Raw genomic sequence first — 12,240 nt, 5'->3', positions numbered from 1 at the left:
CCGCCGTGACCGGTCCCGGAGCGGCGCGCGGGCGGGGACCGGGCCTCAGAGCCCGCGCCACTCCGAGAGCGTCAGTCCGGGTCCGTCCGTCTGCCGGGCCATGCGCGGGACTCCGTCCTCGCCGACGACCGCGACCACCAGACGCCCGAAGAAGTCCAGGGCCAGGGCCGGCGGTGCGAGGCACGGCACGCCCGTGTCGGACCACCAGACGCCGTTCCCCTCGTCCTCGGTGACTCCCGCGCCGACGACGGCGGTGCCGTGGACGCCGCGATGGGCCAGCACCGTGCAGTCGTGACCGTCCAGGAGCGTACGGAGCACGGAGTGCGGGCCCTCGCCCGGCACCCCTCCCAGCGCCGTCGGCCGGGCGCCGGGCCGGTAGGCCACCACGCCGCTGCCGCCGGGATCGGTCCAGTAGTACGTGGGCCGGCCGGGTCCCGTCTCCAGGACCGACACCGTTCCCGGCACCGCCGCCAGCCGGGCCGGAGCGCCTTCGCCGAGCGCGTCGCCCTCCGACTGCCGGGACCAGTGGAGAACGCCCTCTGCCGTCGCGGCGAACAGCTCGATGCGGCCCGACGTCAGGCAGATCGCGGCCGGTGTGGAGGCGAGGCCGCCTCCGTGCCGGTTCTCCCAGCCCCGCCACTTGCCGTCGCTCCGCTCGCGCCGGAGCACCAGCCCGCCGTCCGCGTCGCGGACGAGGATGTGGACCATTCCGGAGGGCGCGACCACGACGACGGGCTCACCGAGCCGGCCGGCCGAGGCAGCGTCCTTGTGCGGGTTCCCCAGGGAGCGCCAGCCCGAGACGGGACGGCCCGTCTGGTACTGGACGGCGTGCACGACGTCGACCGCGGTGCGCCCGTCCGCCCGCCGCCGTTCGCGGCGTCCGCCGAAGTGGACGTAGGCGTCGGCGTCCTGCGCCACGGACAGATGCGTGAGTCCGGGCACCGGAAGGAGGGCGGGTGGCCCCCAGTCCGGCGAACCCGGCCGCTCTTCGATCCAGCGCCGGAGTCCGCCCTCGGCCGGAACGTAGACGGTGAGGCGTCCTTCCCGGCCCTTGGTGAGCCAGACGCCCCGCAGCGTGCCGCCTCGCGGCGTGCCACCCTGGACAGGCGTCGCGGCGGCGGGGCGGGCAGCCCGTCCGAGCATGGTCCCGCTCCCCTTTCCGGACGTTCGGCGCGGCGCGCGCGTACAGGCGAATCCGGATCATCCTAGGCGGTACGCGATCCAGGGACGTACCGGCCCGTGAATCCGGAGCGGTCCGGTCCGCCGCCGTCACCCCACACAACTCCCCCGCGTGCTCGGCGCATTGCCTATAGTTCTGCGCACCACGAACGCCGGACCGGCTCCTCCCCCCACCCGAGTCCACCCGCCACAGCCCTCCGGGGCCGCGAGAGCAAGGGACCCGAACCAGGATGAGCCATGACGCCATACCCCCGGACCCCCGACCGGCTCCGTCGTCCGGGCGGGGCCGGAAGAAGCGGGGCGGACGCCGCCGGGGACTGAAGATCACGCTCGGTGTCCTGGTCATCCTGCTGCTCGCCGGCGGCGGAGCCGTCTACGGGCTCTACAGCCGGCTCGACGGCAACATCAAGGGCGTCGACATCGACCACGCGCTCGGTGACGACCGGCCCGAGAAGTCGCCCACCAGCGGGCAGAACCTGCTGGTGCTCGGTTCCGACTCACGGGCCGGCGCGGAGAACAGGGAGCTGGGCGGCGGCGGGGCCGTCGGCGGCTCCCGGTCCGACACCGCGATGGTCGTCCACATCCCCGAGGGCCGGTCGAGGGCCGTCGCCGTCTCCATCCCGCGCGACACCTTGGTGACGCGGCCCGAGTGCGCCGAGTCGGACGGGTCGACGCTGCCGGCCGAGGAGCGGGTGATGTTCAACTCCGTCTACTCCGAGGCCGGTCCGGCCTGCGTGGTCAAGACGGTGGAGAAGATGTCCGGAGTGCGCGTCGACCACTACCTGGAGATCGACTTCGCCGGGTTCAAGGACCTGGTCGACGCGATCGGCGGCGTCACCGTCGACGTACCGCGGGACATCGACGACAAGGCGTCCGGACTGCGCCTGACCGCCGGTCAGCACCGCCTGGACGGCGCCCGGTCCCTGGCCTACGTCCGCACCCGGCACGGCATCGGCGACGGCAGCGACCTGGGCCGGATCGGCCTCCAGCAGCAGTTCCTGCTCGCCCTGCTGAGCGAGGTCAGGAAGCAGGACCTGCTGGGCAGCCCGGCCGGCCTGTACCGGATCGCCGACTCCGCCACCAAGTCCCTGACCACCGACTCCGGACTCGCCTCGCTCTCCTCGCTGGCGGAGTTCGCCCGCTCGATGGACGGCGTCGACCCCGCCTCGATGGAGACGATCATGCTCCCGGTGGCGTACGACAGGGCCGACCCGAACCGGGTGGTCGCGGCCGAGCCGCGGGCCGGCCGGCTCTGGAAGGCGCTGCGCGACGACACCGCGATCCCCGAGTCCGCCAAGAAGTCCCCCGCCGCCGGAGGCTGACTGCCCGTCGGGCCGCCGCACCATGTCAGGCTGCCGGGATGCGAAGCGAAACGGTACTGGTGATCGTGGACGCCGCCAACGTGGTCGGCTCGGTCCCGGACGGCTGGTGGCGGGACCGGCGCGGGGCGGCGGAGAGGCTGCGCGACGCGCTGGTGCCGTACGCCGCGGCCGGGCTGCCGGACCTGCCCGGCCCGGTCGAGATCGTCCTGGTGGTCGAGGGCGCGGCGAGGGGCGTGGACTCCGTGGAGGGCGTACGGGTCGTGTCGGCGGCGGGCAGCGGTGACGACCTGATCGCCGAATTGGCCGCCGCCGCGCCCCGGGAGCGCGATCTCGTGGTGGTCACCGCCGACCGCGGCCTGCGACGACGGGTCGAGGCGCGGGGGGCCCGGTGCGTGGGACCGCGTACGGTACGGCCGGTGCCCGAGCGGGGGCCGGGGCCGGGCGACGGGTGACGGTGGACGCGTGACGGGGCGACGGGTGACGCCCTGGGGGCGTGCCGCCCGCCGCCCTTCCTCCGCCGTCCGGGCGGTGGCCACGACCTCGACGCCGACGGAGGCGGAGAAGACGACGGACGCGTCGGCCGGGCAGCCCGGCGGACGGGACATCATGCGAACGGGCCGGTGGGACCGCCCGTACAGAGGTGGTCCCACCGGCCCGTCGGCCCTACGGTCAGTCGCGGGCCGGCTCCGCCGCGCGGCTCTCGAAGCGGCCGTCGAGCTTGGCGACCAGTCCGGTGACCTGGCGGGCGATGTCCGGCGCGGTCAGCCCGATCTCCGCCATCACCTCGCCGCGCGAGGCGTGGTCGAGGAAGACCGGCGGGATGCCGAAGTCGCGCAGCGGCACGTCGACGCCGGCGTCGCGCAGCGCCTGGGCGACGGCCGAGCCGACGCCTCCGGCGCGGCTGTTGTCCTCGACGGTGACGACGACACGGTGGCACTCGGCGAGCGGGGCGAGGGCCTCGTCGACCGGCTTGACCCAGCGCGGGTCGACGACGGTGCTGGAGATGCCCTGGGCGTCCAGCAGGTCGGCGATCTCCAGACACATCGGGGCGAGCGCGCCGACCGAGACCACCAGGACGTCGGGGCGGACCGCCTTCGGCTCGCGCAGGATGTCCATCCCGCCGGCCTTGCCGACCGCCTTGACGGCCGGGCCGACCGCGCCCTTGGAGAAGCGGACCACGGTGGGGGCGTCGTCGACGGCCACGGCCTCGCGCAACTGGGCGCGGACCTGGTCCGCGTCGCGCGGGGCGGCGATCCGGAGCGTGGGCACGCACTGGAGGATCGACATGTCCCACATGCCGTTGTGCGACGCGCCGTCCGTGCCCGTCACGCCGGCCCGGTCCAGGACGAAGGTGACGCCGCACTTGTGCAGGGCGACGTCCATCAGGACCTGGTCGAAGGCGCGGTTGAGGAAGGTGGCGTACACGGCGAAGACCGGGTGCAGCCCGCCGGTGGCGAGGCCGGCGGCGGAGACCGCGCCGTGCTGCTCGGCGATGCCGACGTCGTAGATGCGGTCCGGGAACGCCTCCTCGAACTTGCCGAGGCCCACCGGCTGGAGCATGGCCGCCGTGATCGCGACGATGTCCTCGCGCTCCTGGCCGAGCTTGACCATCTCCTCGCCGAAGACGGAGGTCCAGTCGAGGCCGGAGGTGGAGATCGGCAGACCGGTGTCCGGGTGGATCTTGCCGACGGCGTGGAAGCGGTCGGCCTCGTCCTGGAGGGCCGGGGTGTAGCCGCGGCCCTTCTCGGTCAGGCAGTGCACGATGACCGGGCCGCCGAACCGCTTGGCGCGCTGGAGCGCGGACTCCAGTGCCTCGATGTCGTGGCCGTCGATCGGGCCGACGTACTTCAGGCCCAGGTCCTCGAACATGCCCTGCGGGGCGATGAAGTCCTTGAGGCCCTTCTTCGCGCCGTGCAGCGTCTCGTACAGCGGGCGGCCGAGGACGGGCGTGCGCTCCAGGAGGTCCTTGCCGCGGGCCAGGAAGCGCTCGTACCCGTCGGTGGTGCGCAGGGTGGCGAGGTGGTTGGCCAGGCCGCCGATGGTCGGCGCGTAGGAGCGCTCGTTGTCGTTGACGACGATGACGAGCGGGCGGTCCTTGGCGGCGGCGATGTTGTTCAGCGCCTCCCAGGCCATACCGCCGGTGAGCGCGCCGTCGCCGATGACGGCGACGACGTGGTCGTCCTTGGCCAGGACCTCGTTGGCCTTGGCCAGGCCGTCGGCCCAGCCGAGCACTGTGGAGGCGTGCGAGTTCTCGATGACGTCGTGCTCGGACTCGGCGCGGGAGGGGTAGCCGGACAGGCCGCCCTTGCTCTTGAGCCGCGAGAAGTCCTGACGGCCGGTGAGCAGCTTGTGCACGTAGCTCTGGTGGCCGGTGTCGAAGAGCACCTTGTCCCGCGGCGAGTCGAAGACGCGGTGCAGGGCGATGGTGAGCTCGACCACACCCAGGTTGGGACCGAGGTGTCCGCCGGTCTTGGACACCGCGTCCACGAGGAACGTGCGGATCTCCTCCGCGAGCTGGTCCAGCTCGCCGAGGCCGAGCCGGTCCAGGTCGCGCGGTCCCTTGATGCGGGTCAGCAGATCCACCCGTGCCTCCTTGCGTTTCGAGCTGATCGAGCGTGCCGATCCGGTGAGTCTAATGTTCCGCCCGCCGCCGCGTTGGTCGGGCGGCCGGTTGGCGGTCGCTCGAACCGGTGAGCGAGAGTGACGTCGCCCACAGGAGCCGACCCGCCGGGGCCCGGACACACGCGGGCGCCCGGCCCCCGAGGGGTGCCGGGCGTCCGCGCGGTGGTGCGGTCAGGCACGACCCGCGGTCTTCTGGGTCTTCCGGGTGACGGAGTCGATCACGACGGTGGCCAGGAGCACCCCGCCGGTGATCATGTACTGGATCGGGGTGGCGATGCCCTCCAGCGACAGGCCGTACTGGATGGAGACGATCACCATCACGCCGAGCAGCGCGTTCCAGGTGCGGCCCCGGCCGCCGAAGAGGCTCGTGCCGCCGATGACGGCCGCCGCGATGACGTTCATCAGGAGGTCGCCGGTGCCGGAGCCCTGGTTGGCCGCGGCGATCTTGGAGGCCCAGAAGAGGCCGCCGATCGCCGCGAACGTGCCCGCGATGGAGAAGACGGAGATCCGGATCGCGGTGACGTTGATGCCGGCCCGGCGGGACGCCTCCACGCTGCCGCCGAGCGCGAAGATCTTCCGGCCGTACGCCGTGCGGCGCAGCACGAAGTCCGTGCCGACCAGGACGATCAGGAAGAGGACCAGCGCGAGCGGCAGGCCGCGGTACTGGTTGAACATGTACGCGGCGGCGAAGGCGAACACCGCGAGGACGGCGGTGCGCACGGCGATGTCGGACATCGGCCGGGCCGGGATGCCCGCGGCCTCGCGGCGGCGGGTGTCGAGGAAGGCCGAGGCGAAGTAGCCGAGGACCGCGACGACGGCCAGGCCGTAGGCGGCGGCGACGTCGCTGAAGTAGTACGTGGTCAGGCTGCCGACGACGCCGTCGCCGTCCAGGTTGATGGTGCCGGTGTCGCCGAGGAGCTGGAGCATGAAGCCCAGCCAGAACAGCAGGCCGGCCAGGGTCACGGCGAAGGCGGGTGCGCCGATGCGGGCGAAGAAGAAGCCGTGGAGGGCCCCGATCACCGCGCCGCTGACGATGGCGACGACGATGGCCAGCCACTCGTTCATGCCCTGGGTGACGCTGAGCACCGCGACCAGCGCGCCGGAGACGCCGCTGACGGAGCCGACGGAGAGGTCGATCTCGCCGAGCAGCAGGACGAAGATGATGCCGACGGCCATCATGCCGGTGGCGACCATCGTGGTGGCGATGTCGCTGATGTTCTTCGCGGAGAGGAACTCGGAGTTCATGCTCTGGAAGACGACGCAGATGATCGCGAGGCCGACGACCACGGGGATCGAGCCGAGGTCGCCCGCGCTGATCCTGCGCCTGAACTCGGTGAAGTAGCCCGCGAGGCCCTGCTCGCGGATGAGCAGGCGGGGGTCGACGACCGTGGCCGCGCCCTCGGCCGCGTCGGGGTTGACGACCTGTCCGTCCACCGGGGTGGCGGTCTTGTCGGTGGTCACTGGGAAACCTCCGCGTTGCGCGCCGCACGACGGGTCACGGCGTTGTCCGTGGCGCCCGTGATGGCGGAGATGATCTCTTCCTGGGAGGTGGTCTTCACGTCGAAGACACCGTTGTTCCGGCCCAGCCGGAGGACGGCGACCTTGTCGGCCACGGCCTTCACGTCGGCCATGTTGTGGCTGATGAGGATGACGGCGTGGCCGCGCTCGCGCAGCCGCTCGACGAGGTCGAGGACCTGGGCGGTCTGCTCGACGCCGAGGGCGGCGGTCGGCTCGTCGAGGATGACGAGCTTGGGCTCGCCGAGCATCGATCGGGCGATGGCCACCGTCTGGCGCTGGCCGCCGGAGAGCGAGGCGATCGGGATGCGGACGCTCGGGATGCGGATGGAGAGCGTGGACAGCAGCTCGCGGGAGCGGCGCTCCATCTCCACCTCGTCCAGGATGCCGAACCTGCGCAGCTCCCGGCCCAGGTAGAGGTTGCCGACGACATCGATGTTGTCGCACAGCGCGAGGTCCTGATAGACGGTCGCGACGCCGAGGTTCTGGGCGTCGTGCGGTTTGTTGATCTGCACGGGGGCGCCGTCCCACTCGATGACTCCGTCATCGATGGGGTGGACTCCGGCGATCGTCTTGACCAGCGTTGACTTGCCGGCGCCGTTGTCGCCGACCAGGGCGACCACCTCACCGGCGTGGACCTCAAGCTCTACATCGGTGAGTACCTGGACGGCACCGAAGCGCTTGGAGACCCCTCGCAACGCCAGCACGGGCGTAGCGGACACGTGAACCATCTCCTTCGCCGCCTGACCGGCGGGGATACCGCGCCCGGGGGAAGGCGCGGCGGACGGGCGAGAGAACAGAAACAAGGGGAAGCGTTCCGTCCGGCGCCCCGCCCGGTAGCGGGACGTTCGGTGGGCGGGACGCCGGACAGGCTTCGTGGCGCGCGCGGGGCCGCGGTGGGCCGCTCCGCGGCGCGGGCGGGGCCGCCGTGCGGCCCGTCGCGGGGGCGCGGCGGGCAGGACGGCGGGGCGGGACCGGCTCGCCGGGGCGGCGCCGGTCCCCGGCGCCTACTTCAGGCCGATCGCGTCGCAGGCGGCCTTGTACTTGGCCGTGCAGATCTCGTCGATCGTGTAGATGCCGTCCTTGACGACGGTGTCGTTGATGTTGTCCTTGGTCAGCGAGACGACCGGGACGAGCACCGTCGGGATGCCCTTCTGGCTGGCGTTGTCGACCTTGGAGGTGGCGATCGAGTCGAGCTTCTCGCCCTTGGCGAGGGCCACGGCCATCTCGGCGGCGACGATGCCCTCCTGCGGGTAGGGCTTGTAGACGCTCATGAACTGCTCGCCGGAGACGATGCGCTGCACACCGGCCAGCTCGGCGTCCTGTCCGGTGACCGGCGGGAGCTTGGAGAGGCCGGCGCCCTTGAGGGCGGTGATGATGCCGCCGGCCATGCCGTCGTTGGCGGAGTAGACGCCGTCGATCTTGTCCTTGCCGAGCGCGGTGATCGCCGCTTCCATGTTGGCGTTGGCGTTCTCCGGCTTCCATTCCTTGGTGTCGTAGGACTTGCCGTACTTCACCTTGCCGTCCAGGACGGACTTGGCGCCCTTCTTGAAGAGCGCGGCGTTCGGGTCGGTGATCGCGCCGTTCATCATCACGATCGTGCCGCCGTCGGCCTTGTCTCCCAGGGCCTCCAGCAGGGCCTTGCCCTGGACGCGGCCGACCTCTTCGTTGTCGAAGGAGGTGTACGCGTCGATGGGGCCCTCGGCGAGGCGGTCGAAGGCGATGACGGGGATGCCCTCGTCCTTGGCCTTCTTGACACCGTTCTCGATCGCCTTGGAGTCCACCGCGTCGACGATGAGCGCGTCGACCTTGTTGGTGATCATGGTGTCGATCTGCTGCGACTGCAGCGTGGCGTCCTGCTTGGCGTTGGCGTAGATGACCTCCGCCTTGCCGTTGGTGAGCTCGCTGACCTTCTTCTCGATGATCGGCTTGTCGAACTTCTCGTAACGGGCCGTCTGGTTCTCGGGGAGGAGCAGACCTATCTTCAGGTCGTCGCCCTTCTTCTCCGAGCCCTGTGCGGCCTTGTCACCCGACTCCTTGGCGCTTCCGCAAGCGGCAAGCGAGACGGCCATCGCGGTGGCGGCAACGGCAACGGCGGCACGACGCATACGCGTGTTCATTCTCGAACCTCCCTGACGAGGCCGCGACGTTGCGGCCGAGGTGGCTGGAAGTCAACTCGGCCGCAGCGTCAGCGTCAAGGAGTAAATCCTTAACGAGATGACAACGGTGCCATTCGTTATCTAAGTGAAGGCAGGCGTCGCTGCGGGCGGGGTGCTCTCCAGGAGGCTGGAATCCCCCATCTCGCTGAGCACCAGGGCGAGCGCCCCCAGCACCTCGGCCCGGCCGCCCAGGGCCCCGGGGAGCACGGAGAGCCGGCGGGCGGCGCTGGGGATCGCGTAACGGGAGACGGAGTCCCTTATCGGCCCCAGGACCAGCTCCCCGGCCTCCGCCAGGGAGCCGCCGAGCACCACCCGGCTGGGGTTGAGCAGGTTGCACAGGTTGGCGACACCACTGCCTATGTGCCGCCCGACGTCGCCGATCACCCGGCGGCAGCCCGGATCGCCCTCGCGGGCCAGCTGGACGACCCGCTCCATGGTCAGCCCGGGGCCGTGGCTCGGCTGGAGCAGCGGCAGCACGTAGCGGGCGGCGGCGAAGGTCTCCAGGCAGCCGCGGTTGCCGCAGCGGCAGACCGGACCCGACTCGTCCAGCGTGATGTGGCCGATCTCGCCGGCCGTGCCGCCCGGCCCCCGGTAGATGGTCCCGTCGATCACGAGACCGGCCCCGACGCCGCCGGCGACCTTGATGTACGCCAGGTCGCGCACCCCGCGCCCGCTGCCCCACACCAGCTCGCCCAGCGCCCCGAGGTTGGCGTCGTTGTCGACGTGGACCGGTACGCCGAGGCGGCCGGCCAGCTCCTCGCTGGGGTTGATGCCGCTCCAGCCCGGCAGGATCGAGGTGGAGCCCAGCGTGCCGGACTCGACGTCGATGGGACCGGGCACGCCGAGGCCGACGCCGATGACCTTGTCCGGGCCGATCCCGGTGGCCTCGATGAGGCGGTTGACCAGCACCTCGGCCCGGTCGAAGCCCTCCGCGGAGGAGGCGTCGACGTCCAGCGGCTCGGACTCCTCGGCCAGCACCTGGTGGGCGAGGTTGCCGATGGCGACCCGCAGGTGCGTGTGGCCGAAGTCGACGCCGATCACGATGCCCGCGTCGCCGCTGAGCGAGACGCTGCGGGCCCGCCGGCCGCCCGCCGAGGTGGGGGTCACCTCGACCGTTCCGCCGTCCTTGAGCTCCCGGACGATGTTGGAGACGGTGGCGGCGGACAGCCCGGTGCTCCGGGCGATCTCCGCCTGGGTGAGCGATCCCGCCATCCGTACGGCGCGTACGACCCGCTCCAGATTGGCCCTGTGCAGCGATGTCTGCGACCCGGGAGTCTCCATCGACTCATCCACTCCTGCCGTTCTCTTTAACATGTGAAGCCTAAGCTCAGCCTTCTGCCCTGTCCCCCGTCAAGACCTTGAGCGTCGGAAGCTTCCTACGGGCACGGGACCTCCGCGTCGTGAGCACGTCGAAGCCTTTCGGCCTGATGTCCGTCCTCCCCGCGCGAGCGGCCCGCGCGCCGCACCACGCGCGGGAGGGCCGCGCCCGACCGGCGCGGCCCTCCTGCGTCCCCGCGGCCCGAAGGGGCCGCGCCTCCGGCTACTTCAGCGCACCCGCCGTCAGGCCCGAGACCACCTGGCGCTGGAAGACGATGTAGGCGGCCAGCACCGGCAGCATCGCGATCACCAGACCGGCGAAGAGGCCGGAGTAGTCGCCCTTGTAGCCCTGGCTGGAGGCGAGTTCGACCAGCCCCTGGGCCAGCACCCGCCTGTCCGGGTCGGTGTTGAGCACGGTGGGCAGCATGTACTGGTTCCACTGCCCCAGGAAGTTGAAGATGCCGACGCTGATCAGGCCGGGCTTGGCCATCGGCAGCATCACCTGGAAGAACGTCCGGGTGTGCGAGGCCCCGTCGATGATCGACGCCTCCGCCACCGACGTCGGCAGCGTCCGGAAGAACGAGGTCAGGAAGAACACGGTGAACGGCAGCGAGTACGCGATGTACACGAGGATCAGCCCGTGGATCGTGTTCAGCAGCCCCATGTTGTCCATGACGTAGAACAGCGGGACCAGGGCCAGCATGATCGGGAAGCTCATGCCGCCGACGAACAGGAAGTAGATGAAGCGGTTGCCCGGGAACTCGAAGCGGGCGAGCACGTAGGCGGCCATCGAGCCGAGGACCAGGGTGCCGACCAGCGACCCGCCCACCACCAGGACGGTGTTCAGGAAGTACTCGCTCATGTGGGCCTGGCTCCAGGCCCGGCCCCAGCTGTCGAAGTCGAGCGAGTCGGGCAGGGACCACGGGGTGTTGAAGATGTCCGTGTCGCTCTTGAAGGAGGACATCACCGCCCAGAACAGCGGCAGGACGACCATCAGCGCCCAGAGGATCAGGATGCCGTGCGAGAAGACGTTGAGGACCTGGCCCTCGCTGCTCTTCGCCGGGGGCGCCGGGACCTTGGCCACCACCGGGCCGGTGCGCTGCTCCGGCACGCCGGAAGCACCGGTGGCGGGTCCGGAGGGAGGGGTGTCAGTGGTCTTCATCAGAACTCCAGCCGCTCGCGCCGGCCCACTCGCATGACGACGGCGGCGAACGCCAGCGTCACGATGAGCAGGGCGACACCGATCGTGGTCGCGTAGCCCGCCTGTCCGTCGCGGAACGCCGCCTGGTAGACGTACAGCGGCAGGACGGTGGTGGAGTAGTCGGGCCCGCCGGGGCCGACACTCATGATGTGCACGATCGCGAAGCCCTCGGCTCCGAGCGCCAGGATGCCCATGTAGACCCATCCGGACTGGACCGTGTCCCACAGCAGCGGCAGCGTGATCCGGAAGAACGTGGTGAACCGGCTCGCGCCGTCCAGCAGCGCCGCCTCGTAGAAGTCCTTGGGGATGGAGGCCATGCCCGCGGAGAACAGCACCACGAAGAAGCCGGTCGTGCACCAGACGAGGACCGCCATGATGCACCACAGGGCCAGCTTCGGATCGCCCAGCCAGTCCGGTACGTCGTCGACGCCGAGGCCCTTGAGCGTCCCGTTGATCATGCCCTGCGCCGGGTCGAAGGCGAACTGGAACAGGATGGCGACGATCGCGATCGAGAGCACCTGCGGGAAGAAGTACGCGATCTTGTAGAAGGCGGAGCCGCGCACGCCCGTGACGGCGGCGCCCTTGCGGCGCCGCCCGCCCACGTTGAGCATGAAGGCGAAGAAGAGCGCGAGCCCCAGCGTCACCAGCGGCAGCAGGAGGGCCAGCAGCACGCTGTGCTGCAACGACTTCCAGAAGACGTCGTCGTCGAGCATCTTGGTGTAGTTGTCGAAGCCGACCATCGAGAAGTCCGGGCTGAGCCCGGTCCAGTCCGTGAACGAGTAGTAGATGGACTGGATGAACGGCCAGATGACGAAGATGACGTACAACGCCATCGGGACCACCAAGAACCCCACTATGAACCGGTATTTACCGTGTTGCATCGTTACCGACTCCGACCTTCCCGTGCTGCCGCCGCTGGTGACGC

10 protein-coding genes are annotated in these 12,240 nt (G+C 70.9%); 2 read left to right on the top strand and 8 right to left on the bottom strand.

Annotated elements, in window-relative coordinates; all coding sequences use genetic code 11:
* Nucleotides 1-45 precede the first annotated feature (45 nt).
* Nucleotides 46-1,143, bottom strand: a complete 1,098-nt coding sequence (locus EES43_RS24220; protein WP_241192522.1) for a PLL family lectin — start codon at nt 1,141-1,143, stop codon at nt 46-48.
* A 266-nt stretch (nt 1,144-1,409) separates the two neighbouring features.
* On the opposite strand from EES43_RS24220, the gene EES43_RS24215 reads away from it, so the two are divergent.
* Together EES43_RS24215 and EES43_RS24210 are read left to right on the top strand one after the other, a co-directional pair.
* Nucleotides 1,410-2,501, top strand: coding sequence for an LCP family protein (locus EES43_RS24215; protein WP_124270678.1), 1,092 nt, complete (start codon nt 1,410-1,412; stop codon nt 2,499-2,501).
* Nucleotides 2,502-2,539: 38 nt separating this feature from the next.
* Entirely contained in the window at nt 2,540-2,953 is a 414-nt protein-coding gene (locus EES43_RS24210) for an NYN domain-containing protein (protein WP_124270677.1), read from the top strand.
* 217 nt (nt 2,954-3,170) lie between these two features.
* Here EES43_RS24210 and dxs read toward each other — a convergent pair whose 3' ends face one another.
* The 7 genes from dxs to EES43_RS24175 all read right to left on the bottom strand — a co-directional run bounded on the left by dxs (nt 3,171) and on the right by EES43_RS24175 (nt 12,196).
* Complete coding sequence (gene dxs / locus EES43_RS24205) at nt 3,171-5,084, bottom strand: 1-deoxy-D-xylulose-5-phosphate synthase (protein WP_124270676.1); 1,914 nt, start codon at nt 5,082-5,084, stop codon at nt 3,171-3,173.
* Nucleotides 5,085-5,294: 210 nt separating this feature from the next.
* Nucleotides 5,295-6,584 carry a sugar ABC transporter permease gene (locus tag EES43_RS24200; protein WP_124270675.1) on the bottom strand — a complete coding sequence of 430 codons (1,290 nt, stop codon included), beginning with the start codon at nt 6,582-6,584 and terminating at the stop codon, nt 5,295-5,297.
* Nucleotides 6,581-7,369, bottom strand: a complete 789-nt coding sequence (locus tag EES43_RS24195; RefSeq protein ID WP_124270674.1) for an ATP-binding cassette domain-containing protein — start codon at nt 7,367-7,369, stop codon at nt 6,581-6,583. Before EES43_RS24195 ends, EES43_RS24200 begins: the two co-directional genes overlap by 4 nt.
* A 276-nt stretch (nt 7,370-7,645) precedes the next feature.
* Complete coding sequence (locus EES43_RS24190) at nt 7,646-8,758, bottom strand: sugar ABC transporter substrate-binding protein (RefSeq protein ID WP_124270673.1); 1,113 nt, start codon at nt 8,756-8,758, stop codon at nt 7,646-7,648.
* A 120-nt stretch (nt 8,759-8,878) separates the two neighbouring features.
* Nucleotides 8,879-10,078 carry an ROK family transcriptional regulator gene (locus EES43_RS24185; RefSeq protein WP_124270672.1) on the bottom strand — a complete coding sequence of 400 codons (1,200 nt, stop codon included), beginning with the start codon at nt 10,076-10,078 and terminating at the stop codon, nt 8,879-8,881.
* 259 nt (nt 10,079-10,337) lie between these two features.
* A complete protein-coding gene (locus EES43_RS24180; protein ID WP_124270671.1) occupies nt 10,338-11,276 on the bottom strand; it encodes a carbohydrate ABC transporter permease in 939 nt (312 codons plus the stop codon).
* Nucleotides 11,276-12,196 (bottom strand): carbohydrate ABC transporter permease, encoded by a 921-nt coding sequence (locus EES43_RS24175; protein WP_124270670.1) that lies wholly within the window; start codon nt 12,194-12,196, stop codon nt 11,276-11,278. Before EES43_RS24175 ends, EES43_RS24180 begins: the two co-directional genes overlap by 1 nt.
* Between the last annotated feature and the right edge of the window lie 44 nt (nt 12,197-12,240).

The sequence above is a fragment of the Streptomyces sp. ADI96-02 genome, from assembly GCF_003846185.1.
Classification (GTDB): Bacteria; Actinomycetota; Actinomycetes; order Streptomycetales; family Streptomycetaceae; genus Streptomyces.
The sequence above is the reverse complement of the archived record's forward strand: the minus strand, read 5'-3'. Positions and strand labels throughout refer to the sequence as shown.